Below are 20,916 nucleotides of genomic sequence, written 5' to 3'. Positions count from 1 at the left end.
AATTTTCGATCAGTTTACTGCAATTAACGAGACTTTAGGAAAAAGTTAGTCCGATTCCGAGTAAAAAAGCATCATACAATGCCCTTTTATCGCTCATAGCAATATCAAAGGTTTTATTTTTCACATTAAAATGATTTTGGGCTGTTAAGACCTAAGTCTGAACATGAGTATCAATATGCTTAAAACACATTCAAGGATTAATCTTGACTAAGTTGAGCACCACCTGAATTTTTGGCTTGATACATTTTTTTATCTGCACTTAGTAATAATGCAATCGCGTCATCACCATCATCAGGGTATACCGACATTCCAATACTTGCTGTAATCGTTAACGAAATACCATTAATGATAATAGGCTTAGAAAGCACTGATAATAAGTTCTCAGCGACTTTCGTAGCGCAATCTGCGCCATCAATATTATTAAGCAAAATAACAAATTCATCGCCACCAAACCGAGATACCGTATCAGATTTCCTAATAACTGATCTCAATGCATCAGCAACACTAATGAGTAAACTATCCCCTACGTGGTGACCATATTGATCATTTACCGCTTTAAATTTGTCTAGATCTATAAATAGCAGAGCAAACTTTTGTTGCTCTCGTAAATGCAAGGCAACTGCACAGGATAATCTATCGTCGAGTAATCCCCGATTTGGCAATTTGGTGACCGGATCGTGCTCGGCGACAAATTTTATTTTCTTTTCAGCATTTTTACGGCGTAACACTTCTGCCTTCAAACGTTTATTACCCATCATTACGACAATTGTAATAATGCAAATAATCAGTAAGCCAAATAATAAAATTTCAAACCACTTTTGATATTTGTCAGCATCTGAGCGTAAATCGATTGCAACCCATTTTTGATACATTTGCTGTTGCTTAGTTTCATCAATGGTTTCTATGGCTCGATTGACAAGTGGTACCAATTTTTTAAGATCAGGATATACACCTAAATGGCTTTTTTGCTCAGTTAAATCTGCCACCAGAGCCATTTTTAAATCTGGAAACCCACCTTCATTTAATGCATAAGCCAGTGTCACAACTTGTTCAATAAATAAATCGGCGTTACCTGAAGACACGGCTTGCAAACCACTTTTAGTATCAGCGACTAAGACGATTTCAAGTCCTGGAAATTGCTGGCGAAGCAGGTTTATTAGGTTGTAACCTTTTACAACAGCTATTCGTTTCCCATTGTATTGGCTTAAATTGAATATCGGTTGCTGTGTTAGCGTTGTGGTTATTGCCCAAGGTGATGGCCAATATCCCTCAGTGAACTCTAATGCAGGCTCACGTGATGAGGTTTTAGCCATACTCGCTACCATATGAATGGTGCCAGTTTTTAGATCATTATTGAGATTCTCCCAGTCTTGATAAGCGACTGGAATAATATCAATACCAAGTTGCGAAGAAATAATAGCAGTCACTTCGCTATTAATACCCGAAAATTCGCCTTGATCACTTTGGTACTCCATTGGAGCCCAATTGGTAAGGTAGCCTAATTTTATTGCCCCTAAAGAATCCAAATAATTCCGTTCGTTGTTACTCAAAAATATCTGTTTATCTCGACTGAAAAACGTGCGGTCCTTGCTGTTAAGTAACCACTTTTTTTCTAATTGTATTAATTCATGTAAGGAAATTAACTCAAAACCATTGGTGATTCTTTGTGCCAACTCTGAATTTTCTACCTTGGTCAAATTATAGATTTCGGTAATAAACTCTACGGAATTAAACTGAGTAAACTCTGACCAATACTTATTGTTAAGTAGGTAATGAGATGTATAAGCACTAGAAGCAATAAAACCAATAATATCGCCATTTTTACTGGCATCTATCATCTGATCCATTGATTCATAATATCGCAACTGCGCATTAGGCAGCATTTTCCTAAGCTCTATAATATAAGGCGAAGTGGCAAAAATCCCAATCCTTTGACCATCCACCTGATTGATATTGTCGACTTGATTTTGATAACTAAAAAAACGGCTTTTAACAGTGTAAAAATGATTAACCCTGTTAAGTCCGGTTTTCATATCATCCCCTTCAGGGTAACCGATATGAACATCTGCCAAGCCTTTCTTGATGAGTTCTATGCTGCCATTCATATCACTGGCGATAAAGTCGATACTAATGCCGGTTTTTTCTGACCATAATTCCCAAATGTCGACAAATAAACCATGTGGCCTGCCATCGATACCAATATCAATAAAAGGCTCTAAATTAGCTTGCATAGCAATAACTAATCCACTCGATTCTCGTCGGAATCCAAACCAACGTTTCTCTACTGCATTCACTATACTTTCTGGGATGCTGTTAAAGCCTTGGTTGATTGTCTCAGTCCACAGGCTATGTTTAATGGATACCGCAGGCGACAAATCAATTTTATTCACCAAAATTCTTGAAGAAGTTTGAAAATTATTCGCTAAATCGAAATTAATCGGAATACCTTGGTAATAACCCTGAATCGCGGCAAAAGCATAAATTTCACCATCAATGACGGCATCTAATAAAGCTTGTTTAGTCTTAAAAGTTTTAAAGGTGAGTTTAGGCTCTATTGCCAGTAAATCTTCAACATGGGAAGTCCCTTCGATGATGCCAATTTTGAAAGGTTTTAAATCTTGAATGGTTTTTTTTGTCGCGATATCTTTATGTAAATATAGGTAAGAATTCAGTGAAGTGATGGGTTCTGCATAAGAAAATTCTTTTTCTCGATCTGCCGTGACTGCCAAACCAATATGAACATCGACAGTACCTTCTTTTAAAGCCTGTAATGAATCAACCCATTGCATGGGTTTAAAATCGATTTTAATGCCAGTGATAACTGACCATTCTCGCCATAAGTCGACCATTAAACCAGATGCGCGACCTTTTTCATCGATAAATTGATAAGGGTATGCATCTTCACTCATCGTTATTGTAATAGCCGTTGGTAAAGGCAACTCTGCGTCAGTTGCTAAACTATCTTGAGCAATACTTTGAGTCACAAATACAAAGTTGAATAAAATGGCAAAGAGTAATCTTATAAAATTCAAACTTATTCCTTTGGCAATAACCGCGTTATGTAAAAATAATGATCAAAAATTGTAAACAGCTATAACTTTTCACTATCATACCGATTTATATCGACCATTTGTCTAACAACATAAATAATTTACCCATAAAATCACTAATACACAAAAAAAATGACAAAAAATCCAATAGGATACTTGCTGCTATTAGTTAGGATTAGCTAAAATGACGGTATGATACTTCCAAGTTATCCCAGATGAACTCACAAGAAGATACAATTTACGCAGCTGCAACGGATAAAATATCAGATTTTCAATTTGATAATCGAGTTGCTGGTGTTTTTAACGATATGATTAAACGCTCGGTTCCGGGATATAATCAAATCATTAATACTATTGGTGATTTTGCAGACCGCTATGTTACCCCTAAATCAAATATATATGATTTAGGCAGTTCTTTAGGTTCTGCAACGCTGAGTATCAGAAGGCAAATAGAAAAACGTCAATGCCGCATCATCGCGGTAGACAATAGTGAATCTATGGTAGCTCGCTGCCAAGAAAATCTATCAGCTTATGTCAGTGATACCGAAGTTGAACTAATATGTGGTGATATTAGAGATGTTGAAATAAAGAACGCCTCTATGGTGGTATTAAATTTCACATTGCAATTTTTACCGGTTCAAGACCGAGATAAGCTCATTAGCAAAATTTTCCGAGGGTTATTACCTGGTGGTGTCCTCGTCATTTCTGAAAAGTTACGTTTTGATGACGATGTTATTCAAACTTTACTTGATGAACAACACCTCGATTTCAAAAGAGCTAATGGATACAGTGAATTAGAGATTAGCCAAAAAAGAAGCGCGCTTGAAAACGTCATGCGCCCTGACAGTTTAACTATGCACCAACAACGCTTCACTGATAATGGTTTTAGCCATTCAACAGTGTGGTTTCAATGTTTTAATTTCGCATCTATGGTGGCTATCAAGTGATTAGTTTCAGTTCCTTTTATCAACAAATTGCCGATTCATCTTTACAGCATTGGTTAGAAGAATTGCCAGCTATATTAGGCAAGTGGCAACGTGAACATAAACACGGCAACTTACCTAAGTGGGAAAAAGTCCTCAATAAACTGCATTATCCTACGCCTACAAGCATTGAACTGTTTAATGGCGTACAGATTGGTGATGGTAGTCAGCTAACTTCAGGACAGGCAGAAAAGCTTGAAAACCTATTAGGTCTATTTCAGCCTTGGCGCAAAGGTCCATTTCAAATTCACGGCATCGACATAGACACTGAGTGGCGTAGTGATTGGAAATGGGATCGGGTAAAAGACCATATTTCTCCGTTACAAAACAGAACCGTGCTTGATGTAGGTTGTGGCAGCGGTTATCACATGTGGCGAATGCTAGGTGCTGGTGCTAATAGAGTGGTAGGTATTGACCCTTCTCCTTTATTTCTATGTCAATTTGAAGCCGTTAAGCGATTAGCCGGTAACGAACACCCTATACATTTGTTACCATTAGGTATTGAAGAGCTTCCCCCATTAGATGCGTTTGATACGGTTTTTTCTATGGGCGTGCTATATCACCGTCGCTCTCCGATTGACCATTTAATGCAGTTACGTGATCAACTGCGGATGGGCGGTGAACTTGTGTTAGAAACATTAGTGATAGATGGCGATGAAAATGCCGTTTTAGTGCCTGAAGATAGGTACGGAAAAATGAATAATGTATGGTTTTTACCATCGGTTAAAGCCTTAATGCTCTGGTTGAAAAAATGTGATTTTACCGATATACGCTGCGTTGATATTGATATCACCTCAATGGCTGAACAACGCTCAACAAAATGGATGAAAAACGAATCATTAGTCGATTATCTCGATCCAAATGATGTTAGTTTAACCGTAGAAGGTTATCCTGCACCTAAACGTGCCACTATTATTGCTATCAAGAATCAACCAAATCACGATTTAATTTAACGTAGATTATTTAAAAACAGGAATTGTCATGTTTAAGCAAGTCTTTATTTTATCAATTACAGCCGCACTTTTAAGCGGTTGTGCCTCTACAGAAAAAGTGACCCCCGTTGGTAGTGAAGAATTTACCACCAATCTAGCGAGCTCTCAGGCTGCTATTATTGATGCCATCAATGTGCAATGTGTCAATTCAACCAGTGATATCACAACCCTAACTGCAGAAGTAAACACGCTAAAACAACAAATTACCGATGCGTTAGCAAAACAATCACAAAAAATGACTGAAGATGCCGCAGCGCTTGCACAGTTAAGTGAACCACCTCAATGTGCCGATTCATCCATCACAGACAAAATTGTCCTGGGTGCCGTTGAAAGTGTCGCTGTTGATGAATTAAAAGCTTCATTTGCTACCCGTATTGATACTGGGGCTGAATCGTCATCTTTAGATGCACGTAATATTGTATTGTTTGAACGTAATGGCGTTCAATGGGTCCGATTTGACGTGATGACAAATGGCGAAGGCCAACCAGGCAATACCTATGAACATAAAGTCGAACGTTTCGTTCGTATTAAGCAAGATGCTGATATGCCTGATGATCGACGTCCCGTTATTCATGCGCATTTAACTATTGGTCAATATGCGGCTGAAACAGATTTGAACTTAACTGATCGTAGTCACTTAGATTACCCATTACTTCTTGGCCGTAAATTTATGAAAGACATCGCTGTTGTTGATGTTGGACAAAACTATATTCACGGTAAAAACCAAAAACAAGTTACTACCAAAGTTAAATAGGAAACCTAATGCATTCTCGTAAGCCATTTTTTATCTTTGTTGCCTTGTTATTTATATTTGGCACCGCAGCAAGTATTTATCGCAGTGTTGAACACAACGTTCCTTTCCTTCCTGGTAAGCAAGTCCAAAGCTGGTCAGTTGAAGCAAAAGTAATGTTTAACGGCACTAATAAAGCTGCTGAAGCCTCTTTATCATTACCACAAGATGATGCATTTGATGTTCTATCAGAAAATGCTTCATCACCTGGTTACGGACTCAATATTTCTGACGGTGATGATCGCCGCGCTGTATGGTCTATCCGTGAAGCTTCAGGTCGTCAATCACTTTATTATCGCGTTACACTTGTCCCAACAGGGCAACTTGATGTGACCCAAGATGAAGAACCTGAAGTCCCTGAAGCATTTACATGGCAAGTTACTGAAAAAGGCGCAGCTGACCAAATCATGAATGATGTTTGGCAACGCAGTGCCAATAACCTTTCTTATGCTCAACAATTAATGTCTGTTATCAATGACAGTAATCAATCTCAAAATCTTGCACTATTATTATCAGTCAATAATCGAACCCAACTTTTTTTACAGATGTTGCAATCTAAAGGTGTGCCAGCCAAAAAAGTCAGTGGTCTGATGCTCGAAGATCAACGTCGTCGTCAACAGTTAAGTCCTTATGTACAAGTGTTCCATGATGGAGAGTGGGTTTTATTTGATGTTGAAGGCAATAAAGAAGGCCGTCCTGACAACCTGGTTTTATGGCAGCAAAATAACCAGTCAGTATTGGATGTGATTGGAGGTAGTAATTCACAAGTTAACTTCAGCATGCTTCAAGAGACACGTTCAGCGCTTGCAACATCTATTGATATGATGAACAATTCTGATGCTATGGATTTCTCTTTGTATCAGTTACCTCTTGAAGAGCAAAGTACTTTTAAAGGTATCTTGTTAATCCCCATCGGTGTGTTGGTTGTGGTTTTCTTGCGTGTCATCATAGGCATTAAAACCTCTGGCACATTTATGCCAGTACTGATCGCATTAGCATTTATTCAAACAACTTTATTAACCGGACTGATTGGTTTCTTGTTGATTGTGGCCTTTGGTCTAATGATCCGCTCATACTTATCCCAACTCAACCTCTTACTCATATCCAGAATATCCGCGGTGATTATTGTAGTGATATTTATCATCGGCTTATTCACACTCATATCTTATAAAGTCGGATTAAGTGAAGGATTAACGATTACTTTCTTCCCAATGATTATTCTTGCGTGGACCATTGAGCGTATGTCGATTTTATGGGAAGAAGAAGGCCCTAAAGCCGTGGTTATGGCCGGTGGTGGCAGCCTATTTGTGGCAACTCTAGCCTACCTTGCTATGAGTAACAGCTGGATCCAATACTGGGTGTTTAACTTCTTAGGCATTCACTTAGTTATTTTAGCGTTAGTATTAGTCATGGGTCAGTACACTGGTTACCGACTTACTGAGCTTAAACGCTTCAAGCCTTTGGCTGGAGATAAGTAATGGAGTTTGCTTGGCCTTGGCAATTGCGTCGTAATGGCGTACTGAACATGAATAAACGTAACATCGATTACATTGGTAAATATAATCCACGTAAATATTATAAACGCGTGGATGATAAGTTAATTACGAAGCAATTAGCGCTCGCCAATGGAATCGCTGTTCCTGATCTGATTGGGGTTGTTGAAGAACAACATAAGATCAATGATATTCCGCAAATGGTGATAGACAGAACCGGTTTCGTTATCAAGCCTGCAAAAGGTTCTGGTGGCAAAGGGATTCTAGTTATAACCAAAGTGGATGCAGGTCGATACTACAAGCCCAATGGTGACGAAGTAACACCGACGGAAGTTTATCGTCATGTATCTAACATCTTAAGTGGCTTATTCTCTCTTGGTGGTGCACCTGATGTCGCCATTGTAGAAGGACTGATTGAATTTGATCCTGTATTTGACGGTTTCAGTTATGAAGGCGTGCCAGATATTCGATTAATCATCTTCAAAGGATATCCTGTTATGGGGATGCTACGTTGTTCGACAGCTGCATCTGACGGCAAAGCTAACTTGCACCAAGGCGCTGTCGGTGTTGGCTTAGATATCGCAACAGGTAAAAGCTTATTTGCAGTGCAATTTGATAAGCCTGTCCTAAAGCATCCAGATACTCAATTTGAACTGTCACAAATCCAAGTCCCTGAATGGGATACCCTGCTTCATACCGCATCATGTGCTTATGAAATGTGTGAACTTGGATATCTAGGTACTGACATGGTGCTTGATAAACAACGTGGCCCATTACTATTAGAGTTGAATGCACGTCCGGGGCTTGCCATTCAAACCGCTAATGGCAGGGGAATATTACAACGCTTACAACATGTTGAATCCTTAAAAGGACCGACATTATCAGTGGAAGAACGTGTGGCTTATGCAAAAAAACATTTTTGTAGTAATCCTAACTTTTAATATTTTGGCAACTGTATCAGCAGTTGCCAACCCTGTTACTTTGTTTGTCCAGCAATGTTTGCAATATGAACCTTCATTAACTGCGTTGGATAGTTCAAAGTCACCCGCTTATCAAGCACTTCAATTCGATCAGCTCACATTAGGCTTTAACAACTTTAATGACAGGCTTAACTATTATCGTGACTTAGTTACTCCAAGCCAGCGTGAAAATTTATTAATGTGTCAGCTGCATTTAGCTGATGAGCTAACAAAACTTATAAACCAGCCACAACTTCTCCCTACAATCCAAACCCTAAAAAAGAGTCAAGCCCCCTTCTCTCAATTAGGGCATAAGCTCGAAGCATTAAAGCATTCTCAATTAGACATTAATACCAAATCTAAACTGCATAACGCGCAAGCAACCATTAGAAGAAATCTCGACAATAGTGATGCAAAATTGGTGTTTAATGATCCCAAATGCAATATCACTAATAATGAAAATGGGACCACTACTGATTTGGACATGAGTCTAGCAAAATACTTGTTAGTCCAGTCTGACGAGGGTTGCAGGAAAGTAACTTGGCAAGCCTATCAAGCTCGAGCAATGAAAAAGAACAAACAGCCTTTAGAGACAATTAAACGAATTAAAGCACAATCACAGATAACCAACTCAGGAATACAAACAACAATTATTGATTCTCTGCTTTCTGAGCAACACCTTTCTACTTTCTTAAACAGCCAAACTAAAAACATAAACCTAGCCCCATGGAATATTGGTCAAGCACTTGCTCAGCAATCTAGTGCACCTTATTTAGGTCCGAAAGATAGTTTTCAACTGCTCAAGGATGTATTTGAATTATTGGGCGAGCTTAATTTACAATTCGAGTTAATCCCATCAGAGAGAGAGAATAAACTCTCTCATTCAGACATAAACTCGAACAACATTTCAACAATTAAAAAGCTACCAACACAACGCACTTATCGGGTGTGGCACAACAATCGTTTAGTGGGTGAATTATTTATCCATGAGAGTAATAAGACTAGCAGCCATATCATTAGACAGCCGATAATTGGACAACAGTTTTCTCAAGCGAGCCTCACTTTTCCTGAAGAAATAACGAACCGAAGACAAGCAAATAAGATAGTGAAATCTATCAGCCAAAGTGTTGTAGGAATGTCTCGGGGTAGCCAGTTTTATATCTACAATAAACTGGGCATATCAAACGATAATTACTTGCTTGGTTATTACTGGTTAACGGAATTTATTGAAAATCAAATACCTTATCTCGCATTATCAGATAGAGAACAATTAGCAAAAGCATACAAAAAACAATTACGGCTATTTCGCAGTAAATTAGCATTACAGTTTTGGGGGGGGAATCGTTATCACAGTGATGTTGAAACGGCCTTGAACAGTCATTATGAGTCGATTAACCAATCATTCGCTGCAAGCTTTAATCAACAATGGGCAGAGGCACACACAATGATTTATAGCTTTAATGGTATTGCCAATGAAGGCATTGAGTATTACCACCCTCTTTGGCAACAAACCTTAGTGAGTTTAATTAATAATGGGGCTAACGCTTCTATAACAAATAATCAAGTTTTTGAAATTTTTGTAGTTAATGAGAAAAATTTAGACCTTTCTCAACAATTGGCCATTATACTGAGTCCACCAAACGATCCACAATCTATCATCAGGAGAGCCTTAAATGTTGGCAATTCGCAAATTTAAATCGTTAACTTGCTTAGCAAGCTTCACCTTACTTTTTGCCTCAGCAAGTACTTTAGCTGAAACAAAAGAAGACAAAGGTCATCAATTAAGCCACCAGCAAGTAAGAAGTGCGATTCAAGTAAACCTTGAACAAAATTTGTATTCGTTACCGCCACGCATTCAAGGTCATTATGGTATTCGAATGTATCGTATGACCGGAGATGATAAATACGCTAATGCTGCTTTGGTGGATTTAATTACCATTACAGAGCGTCAAAACTACTTCGCATGTAACATGGATAAAGAAAACTTCATTGAAGACCAATCAGCTAAAGCGATTAGTGTATTAGGTAAAGGTCCTCGTGCTAAAGCGCGTAAAAAAGCATTAAAGCCCTTCCCTGAATTTATTTTTTATAGCGATATTTTATTGCGTTACGCCAGTCGTACTGATGAATTTGGCTTCATGGGACCATGTCATGAACAAATGGTTCAGGGACTCAAAGCTTATGACTTAGCGCCAGCCCTTACTGATCCAACCATGATAACGTCATGGGCGGCGCAACTTGTTAATTATGCTTACTGGGCTGAACAATTAAATGCGGGTGAGTACGTTGCGCAGTACAAGCAAGCATTTATTGAAACCTATCCAAATGACAAAGACAGTGAATTAGATAAAAAACAATTTCAAAATAAGCTCTACGGTATGACTCACTTTATCTTTGCTGACAGCGGTTATTATCAAGAATCTGTTGATGCAAAAGAGTTTAAATGGATTTTAGATTACTTCGATAACAATATTGAACGTATTCTAGAACAAGCAACTGATGATATTATTTCAGAAGTGGGCATCAGCTTCTTATTAGCTGGGCTACCCAATCACAGTGTCGTAAAGAAAACACAAAATCATATTGCTGCTTCATTTGAAACTGAGTACCAATTGATACCTTCGCCTCGTGGTAACCCTGATATGGCTATGGGTGAACATCGTAATGTTCTCGCTATGATGCTTTTAGATTGGCCTGACACATTGCACAAAGGTCCATACTTAGCTGAATTAAAAACCACTAAGAAAAACTTACCAATTCAAGTTACACCGAAAGCTAAAACAAAAAGTAAAACGAAAGATAAAACGAAAGATAAAACAAAAAATAAATTGAAAACTAAATAGTGAGAAACACTCAGTTTCATTGTTAACATCAGAAAGTGAGTCTGTGAGTTTAGTCAAATCTATCAGAGCGTATCACCTTGTGCTACGCTCTTTCTTTTGAGTATTAAATAGAACCCTTCTAATGACTGGAAACTCATTAAAATCTGAACTCGATTGTTTCTTTTACCACGAAAACCTGAATTTTAAACCTAGTGATTATATGCTTAACAATTGAGAGTATGAATGAATAGAGCAAAGTCTACACTTGAACAATGGCGAATTATTCAGTCTGTGGTCGATTTTGGCGGTTACGCTCAAGCTGCAGAGAAACTTAACAAAAGCCAATCTTCGCTAAATCATGCAGTGGCTAAACTACAAAACCAATTAGGAATACAACTACTTGAAGTCAGAGGTCGAAAAGCCTACTTAACTGAGCAAGGAGAAGTATTACTAAGGCGCTCTCGTCATTTAACTCAATCAGTTGATGAGTTAGAGCAACTTGCCAGTAATTTAGGACAAGGTTGGGAGCCCAATTTAACCATAGCCCGTGAAATCATTTATCCAATGCATTTTCTGGTTGATGCGCTAAAAGCATTTTTACCTGATAGTCGAGGAACAAGAGTCACTGTGATTGATTCGGTGATATCGGGTACCAATGAGTTAATTGACGGTAATAAAGTCGATCTGGCCATATGTGGTGTCCCCCCGAAAGGTCATATTGCAGAGCCATTATGCGAATCAGAATTATACCTTGTCTGTCCTCCTAATCATCCATTGACACATTGCGGTATTGTCGCTGACGAACGTGAACTAGCTCAACATCTACAAGTTGTCATTAAAGAAACTTCTATCAATAAAGCCGCTGATACTGGCTGGTTAAAGTCAGAACAACGCTGGACTGTTTCTAATTTTCACGAAGCGAAAAACGTTTTGCTCTCGGGAATTGGATTTTGCTGGGCACCAGCATATTTAGTAGAAGATGATATTAAGAATGGCAGCTTAGTTAGGCTTATTTTGAAAGGCAGCAAGAGCCGTAAAATTCAATTAAGCTTAATCATTCCAAACCGAGACTCACAAGGACCTGCAAGTAAACTGCTTGAGTCTATGATACTAACGCAACATGAAATTAGTCATTACCACGGGGTTTAAAAGAAGTAGATTGTAGTTTATACGGCAATATTAATAGATGGAAAATCTGACAGAATACTCATATTAGGCTTATTTTCAATGATATCAGCATTTACATGTAAATCATCAATGGCTAAATTAAAAATCTGTCCTAAGTCATTAATGTGTTGAACATCTTCAGTGCTAATCACCTGCTCTTGTCGTTCACCGACTAATTCTTGTTTAGCTTCATTCATTAACTGAGTGGCTTCAGTTGCCACTCTAATATCAGCACTTGAAGGTTGAACAGGTGCCATGGCGGCGGCGTATACTTTTTGCATTTTAGTGTAAGTTGCCTGTGGGTCCCCTTCAATTGGGGCAACATCAATACTGACCTCGCCTTCTACTGCATAACGTTTACCATCTGGGCCTTTTTCGTAGGTGTAAGTTGGAGACTGAGCAAAACTCCCCCCCACTGTAGCATGAGCTTGCTCATGAGTTTTCACTTCTATGTCTCGGGATTTTAAATCATTAATAACTTGTAACTCTACCGCTTGTTGTTGATTAATATTTTCCTGTTGTGCTTGTTCTTGCTGATCCTTTTGCTCTTGCTGCGCTTGTTCTGCCTGTACTTTTTCTGATTGAGCTATGTCTGATGGTGCTTTATCGTCACTTTGAGACTCATTGGCGAAAATGACACTGGTTTCGCTTTTATCAGGTTCTATGATCTTTGAATCGCTTGCAGTATTAGTGGACTGATTGTTTTTTGGTTGAAATATTTCGGCCTGTGACTGCGATGAAGGAGTTTGAACCTCACTTTGATTGCCAGGCACATTATTCACACTTAGACCTGCAACAGAAATAGCGCCAGTTCTTAAATTAAATTGTGGTGAAGAGGTCTGATTGACTTGCGATGATTGAGAAGAATTATTGGAAGCAGATGACGTAGCTGAATTTGTGGCAGTTAATAATGACGATAAAGCAGTGTTAGTTGCTTTATTAGATACAGAGCTAGAGATTACAGTGCTAGAAAGTACAGTTGTAGAAATTACTTTACTAGATGTTGGTACCGATCCCACTGCAGAAGACTTCGCTAAAGAATTAGCCGAAGAAGCCTGAGCTGCATGCACTGATGCAACTGACTTGGTCGATAAACCGCTTGGAATATCCACTTAAGTAAACGCTATACCGATAAATCGATGATTGTACCAACATTTTCAGAAGCGACATTAATCACTTCAGCTGAAGCTTGTCCTTGGTTTAGCGCCTGATCTGCTTGAATAAGTGCAGATGTGGTATCAGTTTGTGTAACAGGCTGTGAACTTAATGCCTGAGTACTTTGAGTTTCAGTGCTTTGAGTTTGAGTGCTTTGGCCTTGAGCGCTTATTGTCACTGTATCCTGAGGAACCTGAACTGAGGTTGGTGAAGATTTCTCAGGTGCAGCAACTGATGTCGTAGCCTGAGCTAAATCATTTTGAGCCCCCTGAAGTCCTTGTATACCAGAGGTATAGGCGGATGGTATTTGCATAACAAATCTCCTCAAAAAAGCTGATAGATAAAAACTAACATTTGTAACCTGTTTAATTATCATCCAAATAATCATTATTGTACAGTTGATGACACAACTTATTGACTAAATATCATAGTTCACCAGGTATCAGCATGAATAATATGAAAATAAATCAATTCTAAACATCAACTTATCTGGGTGTTTGCTGTATTAAAACCAGTTTGATTCCCAGTCCTTCCAGACAGGATTAAGACCACTCTTTTGCATTTGTATAACCATTTCATCAGCACTACGTTCATCTGATATTTCAAACTGGTCTAACTCAGTATTCGGATTTTGATATCCTCCTGGTTGCGTTGAACTACCCGCACTGATATTGGTGACGCCCAAAGGCAGTAAATTATTACGAAAACCCGGCGTTTCTCTTGTTGATAAACTAATTTCAAGTTGAGGGTTATATAGGCGAAATGCACATATCATTTGAACGAGTCCATCATCTGTTAACTCAACTTTTGGTGTAACACCACCTGTGCATGGTCTTAATCTCGGCAAGGAGATACTGTATCGAGTACGCCAATAACGCTTTTCTAAATAGGCTAAGTGGTGTCCCATTAATAATGCATCGACACGCCAATCATCAAGGCCAAGCAAGACACCTAAACCAATTTTATCAACTCCCGCAGCAGCTACTCTGTCTGGGGTTGATAATCGATAGTTGAAATCTTTCTTCTTACCGCGAGTATGATGTTTAGCATAAGTGTGCGGCCGATATGTTTCTTGATAAACCATGACAGCGTCTAAGCCTAACCCAACCAGCGTGTTGTACTCTTGTTCCTCTAAAGGCTGAACCTCTAAAGCGACATAACTAAAATGTTGCTTCACTATTGGAATGACTTTCTTAAAATATTCAATACCAACCTTGGTTTCATGTTCACCAGACACCAGTAATATCGAATCAAATCCACGCTGCTTGATGATATTAATTTCAGCGAGTAATTCAGGCTCTGATAAGGTTTTTCGTTTAAGTTTATTACTCATCGAAAAGCCACAATAATCACATTCATTTGCGCATAGATTTGATAAATATAACGGCAAAAATAAACCAAGATTTGCACCAAATCGCTGCCTAGTTAGCTTATATGACGCTTGAGCCATTATTTCTAAATAGGGTTTAGCAGCAGGTGAAAGTAATGCTATTAAACTCTCAATATTACCTTGTGGCCTTTGCAAGGCCCGTTCAACATCGATAGATGTGCAGCTATAGATTCGCATTGATAGGTCATCAAGATCTAACCGCTTAAATTGTTCGACAAAACTCATGGGGTATTTCTTTCATCCTATAACGGTAAAGGTGTAAAGCAATAAAAGTGCAATTACACATTCAAAAACTGTGTTAAGGGACTCGTATGTTGGGCTTGCTTAACGACACCACCTAGGCCAGCAAGATAAGCATTTCTGCCTGATATAACTGCAGTATTAAAACATTCAGCCATTATGATTGGCGCAGCACTGCTTGCTATTGCAGTATTAACCAATACCGCATCAGCGCCCATTTCCATGGCTTTACAGGCTTGAGAAGGCGCGCCAATGCCCGCATCGACGATGACTGGAACATTGGCCTGTTCGATGATAATTTCAAGGAATGGCTCAGTCGCTAAACCTTGGTTACTGCCTATTGGACTCCCTAATGGCATAACTGCAGCGCAGCCAACTTCTTCTAAGCGATAGCACAGTACAGGGTCGGCATGCACATAAGGTAAAACCGTAAAACCTCTTGCACATAATACTTCTGCCGCTTTAAGCGTTTCGATGGCATCAGGCATCAGGTATTTAGGATCTGGATGTATTTCTAATTTAATCCATTTTGTCCCTAGCATTTCATTTGCCAATTCAGCTGCAAATATCGCTTCCTTAGCCGTTCTTGCCCCTGCTGTATTAGGTAATAGCTTTACACCCATTGCCTGAAGGGGACTTAATAGATCATCATTATCTTTATTATGATCTATCCGTTTCATTGCTAACGTTACTAGTTGAGATTGTGAAGCCTCAATAGCAGCAAGCATGGTTTTAGAATGGCTAAATTTACCGGTTCCAGTAAACAGTCTTGATTCAAATTGATGTCCAGCGATTGTTAACATGACTATCCCCCAGCAACAGCAGAAAAGACTTCTACTTTATCGTTCGGCTGACATTGAATCGCTTCCCAACGGCTTCTTGGCACCACTTGTTGGTTGAGTACTAATGCCAATGTTTTCGGGTTCAACTGTTTATGCTCTATTAATGCAAGTAAACTAGCAGTCTGTTGCAACTGCTCAACTTCACCATTAAATTCAATCTCTATCATAACTAACCCCTAATCTTTAAAAGTCTTACAAACATCACACTCAGGATCTCGATTCATCTGAACCTGTCGCCATTGAAGTGTGTCAGCATTAAACAAATGTAATATTCCACTAAGATGACTGTTGGCACCATCTCCATTTCTGAGCAAATTCAACCCTAATAAACTCTGCATCGATGCGACACTTATCACCGCCGAGTTCATGACCCCCGAAGATGAACATGACTGGTTAACAAGCGTATTTTCAGGGTATAAACATTGATAGCAGCCACTTTGCGGATGTTGAGGTGATAGGCAAATTAATTGACCATGTGATACGGATATTGCCGCGCTTATTAATGGTTTTTTAGTGTTGATGCACAGGCGATTAATCTTCAAACGAGTATCAAAGTTATCAGTACAATCGAAGATTAAATCAGCTTTACTGACCCACGCTTCACTGATTAAATCATTTGAAAAACGTCGTTGAATTGATTCAATTTTAGTATCGCCATAAACCGCAGCCAATTTTACTTTCGCCACTGACACCTTACTTGAGCCGATATCAGCTTCACTAAATAACAATTGCCTGGGAAGGTTTGATAATTCAACGTTGTCGTCATCCATCAACATAACCTCACCGACACCGGCAGCCGCTAACTGATGAGCCACGCTATGACCTAAGCCGCCAATGCCAATGATAAGCACACGACTCTTTATTAAATTTAGTTGTCCAGCCTCACCCATTTGAGGCAATAAAATATGACTGGCATACTTTATATATTGCCTATCAGATAGTGACTTCATACTTGAGTCTCTACTAATTGCGATAGTTGTAGAGGTTTTTTGGAAGCTAATTTTGACGTTGAACCTAAACCCAAAGTCCATTGTTGTAGTAATGCTGTAAAAGCTAGTGCAGGCTCTTTCGCATGCGTTATTGCTCTCACAACTGCCACGCTATTGACTCCCGTCGCTTTAATCTCATCGAGAACGGTTGAATCAATGCCGCCAATTGCCACTGTGGGATAAACGTTATTCAACAGTTTAGAATATCGAGATAGCTTACTTAACCCTTGTGGTTTAGATGGCATCACTTTCGTCGTAGTTGGAAATATATGCCCTAAAGCAATATAAGAAGGGTTTAATTGATGTGCTAAGAGAATTTCAAATATGCTGTGACTTGATAAACCCAAAGCAATACCCGCTGCAGATATCGCCTTCAAGTCAGCGAGTTCAACATCTTCTTGGCCTAAATGAATACCAAAAGCACCGAGTTTTAACGCAATTTCCCAATGGTCATTGATAAAAACCTGAGCATTGTACTGCTTACCTAACGCAATGGCCTGGGCGATATCTTGTTCTAACTTATCTAGCTTTGAACACCCATTAAGGTTATCAAGTACAAAAGCGTGAGATTGATCTTTTTTTACGCGTAATTGAATCGTGGTGCAGTTAGCCTCTAACAGCGTTTGTAACATGGCAACATCATCGACAACTGGGTACACTCCAATGTCTTTTTGAAGTGCAGGAAAACCTGAACTAGAATAACCTTGGGCGGTATTTTCATGCGGTTTATGACCATCTAAATTGTTATCAATTGTTGACGATTTTTTTGAGATAACTTTTGCGAGATTCTTCGAAGACATTTGGGGTTTAGCAGCATAATAAGTCACGACTTCAGGGTAATAGTGTAAATCATCAGGCCATGCTGTTTTTGCTACTGGGCCAGCCCCTTTACCATAAGACACACTCTGAATCAGTCCTTTCAAAACATAAGCTTTAGCCATGACTATCGCATCATGCAAGACATAATTTTGAGCAAGAAAACAAGCAATAGCAGATGATAATGTGCAGCCAGTGCCATGATTATTTATCGTCTCTACACGATTGCTTTTTAGCCAGTACGATTGATATTGATGCGCTTCGCTAACACCGTTAACCTTCCTGCAAATATAGAGGTCATTGGCTTTAGACTCTTGCCAATGACTAGCATCACCCCCTTTTGCCAAAACATGACAATGTAGCTTGTTAACTAACTGCATAGCGGCACGATAAAAATCTCTTTCGGAATTAATAGCTAACTTTTTCTTCACTGAATCGTGATGAATAGGCATATCACTCGATACAGTGAGTTTAAACAGCTCAACAACATTGGGGGTGATCAAGCTAATTAAGCCTTTGAAGGGCGTGAAATCCAATTGAGTTTTCGTCTGGTCATTTAAACAATCACCACTGCTTGCGACCATAACAGGATCTAAAATAACAGGGATCAATTGATTAGCTAAAGTTTGGCTTTTAAAGCGTTTAAGCCAATAAGCAATGGTAACTAGCTGTTTTTGATTGGCAATTAAACCAATTTTTATGGCGGAAGGTGCTAAGTCATCTGCCAATGCATCAAGTTGTGCTAATAACATGGATTCAGAAACAGTTTCGACTAACGAAACTACGACGGAATTTTGAGCAGTTAAGGTGGTGATAACGCTGCAACCAAAACACTGTAAATCATTGATAGTGGCTAGATCAGTTTGAATACCAGCGCCGCCTCCACTGTCTGAACCTGCGATGGTCCAGACAATAGGTGCGGTGGTTTCAGATCTTTGTTGATCAGAAACTGGCATAGTTATTCCTCTAACTCTGCAATTCTGTCTTTAACTTCAGTATCGACTTCAGTGCCTACAGACTCTTTTGAAATAGGATGATAAATAGCCGAGCCTGTCGCTTTAAATTCTGCTGATTTCTGTGCCATCGCTGATTGAATATCAAGCTCTGTATCAATTGTTTTAGCATTGTCATTTGACAGGGCTTGTTTACTTTGAAATTCACTGGCATCGAGAACTTTTACATTAAGTAGCTGTTCACGCTCTTGCTTCGCAGCGTATTCGCGGACTTCTTGGGTAATTTTCATTGAACAAAACTTCGGACCACACATTGAACAGAAATGCGCGACTTTAGCGGATTCTTGCGGCAGGGATTCATCGTGATAAGCGCGAGCAGTTTCAGGATCAAGACCTAGGTTATATTGATCTTCCCAGCGGAACTCGAATCTGGCTTTTGATAATGCATTATCTCGAATTTGTGCACCTGGATGTCCTTTAGCAACATCGGCAGCGTGAGCCGCAATCTTATAAGCAATAAGGCCTTGTTTTACATCTTCTTTGTTCGGAAGTCCTAGATGCTCTTTAGGCGTGACATAACACAACATTGCTACGCCATACCACGCCATCATTGCAGCGCCGATACCAGAAGTGAAATGATCGTAACCCGGGGCGATATCCGTCGTTTGAGGGCCTAATGTATAGAATGGCGCCTCATCACAATGGGCCAATTGTTTTTCCATATTCACTTTAATCAATTGCATCGGCACATGACCTGGGCCTTCGATGATCGTTTGTACATCGTATTCCCAAGCAATTTTAACCAATTCACCTAAGGTTTCTAACTCAGCAAACTGTGCTTCATCATTGGCATCTGCAATACTACCAGGACGCATACCATCGCCTAATGACAGTGATACATCATAAGCTGCGCATATTTCACAAATATCTCTAAAGTGTTCATATAAAAAACTTTCTTTATGATGACTTAAACACCATTTAGCCATGATTGAACCACCACGAGAAACGATACCCGTTAAACGTTTGGCTGTCATAGGGACATAACGAAGTAATACACCTGCATGGATAGTAAAGTAATCAACGCCTTGCTCAGCTTGTTCAATCAAGGTATCTCTAAAGGTATCCCAATCTAAATCTTCCGCCACACCATTGACTTTTTCGAGTGCCTGATAGATAGGTACTGTGCCAATAGGTACTGGAGAGTTACGGATAATCCATTCACGGGTTTCGTGAATATATCGACCCGTAGACAAATCCATTACGGTGTCAGCGCCCCATCTCGTTGACCAAACCAATTTTTCAACTTCTTCTTCAATTGAAGATGTCACAGCAGAATTACCAATATTGGCGTTAACTTTCACTAAAAAGTTACGGCCAATGACCATAGGCTCAGCTTCTGGATGATTGATATTTAAGGGGATAATGGCGCGACCGCGGGCAACTTCATCACGCACAAATTCTGCCGTGATAGGCTGGCCAATGTGAGCCCCAAAAGCTTCACCTGGCGCTTTTTGAGTGAGAATTCCCTCAGTAACCTGCTCTCTTGCTAAATTCTCACGGATGGCAATATATTCCATCTCAGGCGTGATAATACCTTTGCGAGCATAGTGCATTTGAGTAACACACTGACCTTTCTTTGCTTTCTTTGGTGTGACCAAAGCTTCAAAGCGTAAATGATCTAAACCATCATCAACTAGTCGTTGTTGGGTAAAGTCAGAACTAACAGCATTGAGCTGCTCGGTATCTTCACGCTCTTCAATCCATGGTTGACGAAATTTATTAAGACCTAATCTAACGTTGATATCGGCATCAGGATCTGAATATGCGCCGGCGCAATCATAAACTTTGAGCGGCGGATTTTTTTCTGTAACAGGTTCATCATCACTACCACCAACAATAGTATCGGCTTGATGAATTTGGCGCATGCCAACTAACAAGTCTTTACGTGACCCGGTTAAGTAAATTTTCTCGGAATTTGGGTGTTGTAACGGTTTTAGGGTATCAATAAATGCTTGCGCTTGAGCGCGGGTTTCACGACGATTTGACATAAGCAACCTCAAAATAAAAAAATAGAGTTGCTTGCCTGGAGAATTGTTGATGACGAGCGAGTTAAAATCAACTCTGTAACTCACCATAGCAATTACATTTGTGGATGTGATTAAACGTTTACAAAATAAAATAATGCAACGACACAAGAAGTGAGCAAAATTTATTTTGTATTTAGCTAGAAAACACACACATAAGTGACGTTAAAAAATTGAATTTAAAGGCACTA

At 39.3% G+C, this 20,916-nt stretch carries 17 protein-coding genes; 8 read left to right on the top strand and 9 right to left on the bottom strand.

Annotation, left to right across the window (positions count from 1 at the left end):
• Window positions 1–197 precede the first annotated feature (197 nt).
• Window positions 198–3,032, bottom strand: coding sequence for a diguanylate cyclase domain-containing protein (locus tag FPK91_RS02125; protein WP_144207336.1), 2,835 nt, complete (start codon window positions 3,030–3,032; stop codon window positions 198–200).
• Window positions 3,033–3,265: 233 nt separating this feature from the next.
• Here FPK91_RS02125 and cmoA point away from each other — a divergent pair, with 233 nt between their 5' ends.
• The 8 genes from cmoA to FPK91_RS02085 all read left to right on the top strand — a co-directional run bounded on the left by cmoA (window position 3,266) and on the right by FPK91_RS02085 (window position 12,238).
• The gene (gene cmoA / locus FPK91_RS02120; protein WP_144207333.1) at window positions 3,266–3,997 is read left to right on the top strand and encodes a carboxy-S-adenosyl-L-methionine synthase CmoA; all 732 of its coding nucleotides are present in this window, start codon (window positions 3,266–3,268) and stop codon (window positions 3,995–3,997) included.
• Window positions 3,994–4,986: a tRNA 5-methoxyuridine(34)/uridine 5-oxyacetic acid(34) synthase CmoB gene (gene cmoB, locus FPK91_RS02115; RefSeq protein WP_144207330.1), complete on the top strand. Its 993-nt coding sequence runs from the start codon at window positions 3,994–3,996 to the stop codon at window positions 4,984–4,986. Before cmoA ends, cmoB begins: the two co-directional genes overlap by 4 nt.
• 28 nt (window positions 4,987–5,014) lie before the next feature.
• Window positions 5,015–5,779, top strand: a complete 765-nt coding sequence (locus FPK91_RS02110; RefSeq protein ID WP_144207327.1) for an ATP-dependent zinc protease family protein — start codon at window positions 5,015–5,017, stop codon at window positions 5,777–5,779.
• A gap of 8 nt (window positions 5,780–5,787) precedes the next feature.
• Window positions 5,788–7,293 carry an inactive transglutaminase family protein gene (locus FPK91_RS02105; protein WP_144207324.1) on the top strand — a complete coding sequence of 502 codons (1,506 nt, stop codon included), beginning with the start codon at window positions 5,788–5,790 and terminating at the stop codon, window positions 7,291–7,293.
• Window positions 7,293–8,249 (top strand): alpha-L-glutamate ligase-like protein, encoded by a 957-nt coding sequence (locus FPK91_RS02100; protein ID WP_144207321.1) that lies wholly within the window; start codon window positions 7,293–7,295, stop codon window positions 8,247–8,249. Before FPK91_RS02105 ends, FPK91_RS02100 begins: the two co-directional genes overlap by 1 nt.
• Entirely contained in the window at window positions 8,212–9,963 is a 1,752-nt protein-coding gene (locus tag FPK91_RS02095; protein WP_144207318.1) for a hypothetical protein, read from the top strand. The genes FPK91_RS02100 and FPK91_RS02095 overlap by 38 nt, the downstream gene beginning before the upstream one ends.
• A complete protein-coding gene (locus FPK91_RS02090; protein ID WP_144207315.1) occupies window positions 9,941–11,110 on the top strand; it encodes a DUF3541 domain-containing protein in 1,170 nt (389 codons plus the stop codon). The genes FPK91_RS02095 and FPK91_RS02090 overlap by 23 nt, the downstream gene beginning before the upstream one ends.
• A 222-nt stretch (window positions 11,111–11,332) precedes the next feature.
• Window positions 11,333–12,238, top strand: coding sequence for a LysR family transcriptional regulator (locus FPK91_RS02085; protein WP_144207313.1), 906 nt, complete (start codon window positions 11,333–11,335; stop codon window positions 12,236–12,238).
• A gap of 17 nt (window positions 12,239–12,255) precedes the next feature.
• On the opposite strand, the gene FPK91_RS02080 is transcribed toward FPK91_RS02085, so the two are convergent.
• From FPK91_RS02080 to thiC, 8 genes are all read right to left on the bottom strand, one after another.
• Window positions 12,256–13,275, bottom strand: coding sequence for a putative metalloprotease CJM1_0395 family protein (locus tag FPK91_RS02080; protein WP_264371787.1), 1,020 nt, complete (start codon window positions 13,273–13,275; stop codon window positions 12,256–12,258).
• Window positions 13,276–13,379: 104 nt separating this feature from the next.
• A complete protein-coding gene (locus tag FPK91_RS02075) occupies window positions 13,380–13,724 on the bottom strand; it encodes a chemotaxis protein (protein WP_144207308.1) in 345 nt (114 codons plus the stop codon).
• A 192-nt stretch (window positions 13,725–13,916) separates the two neighbouring features.
• Window positions 13,917–15,026, bottom strand: a complete 1,110-nt coding sequence (gene thiH / locus FPK91_RS02070) for a 2-iminoacetate synthase ThiH (RefSeq protein WP_144207304.1) — start codon at window positions 15,024–15,026, stop codon at window positions 13,917–13,919.
• 53 nt (window positions 15,027–15,079) lie between these two features.
• Window positions 15,080–15,844 (bottom strand): thiazole synthase, encoded by a 765-nt coding sequence (locus FPK91_RS02065; RefSeq protein ID WP_144207301.1) that lies wholly within the window; start codon window positions 15,842–15,844, stop codon window positions 15,080–15,082.
• Window positions 15,845–15,846: 2 nt separating this feature from the next.
• On the bottom strand, window positions 15,847–16,050 hold the full coding sequence (gene thiS, locus FPK91_RS02060) for a sulfur carrier protein ThiS (protein ID WP_144207298.1): 204 nt from the start codon (window positions 16,048–16,050) through the stop codon (window positions 15,847–15,849).
• A gap of 9 nt (window positions 16,051–16,059) precedes the next feature.
• Entirely contained in the window at window positions 16,060–16,833 is a 774-nt protein-coding gene (locus FPK91_RS02055) for a HesA/MoeB/ThiF family protein (RefSeq protein ID WP_158638059.1), read from the bottom strand.
• Complete coding sequence (thiE, locus tag FPK91_RS02050) at window positions 16,830–18,644, bottom strand: thiamine phosphate synthase (RefSeq protein ID WP_144207292.1); 1,815 nt, start codon at window positions 18,642–18,644, stop codon at window positions 16,830–16,832. Before thiE ends, FPK91_RS02055 begins: the two co-directional genes overlap by 4 nt.
• A gap of 2 nt (window positions 18,645–18,646) precedes the next feature.
• Entirely contained in the window at window positions 18,647–20,689 is a 2,043-nt protein-coding gene (gene thiC, locus FPK91_RS02045; protein ID WP_144207290.1) for a phosphomethylpyrimidine synthase ThiC, read from the bottom strand.
• Window positions 20,690–20,916: the final 227 nt, after the last annotated feature.

This window comes from Shewanella donghaensis (assembly GCF_007567505.1).
Classification (GTDB): domain Bacteria; phylum Pseudomonadota; class Gammaproteobacteria; order Enterobacterales; family Shewanellaceae; genus Shewanella; species Shewanella donghaensis.
This window is presented reverse-complemented; position numbering and strand designations above follow the sequence as displayed.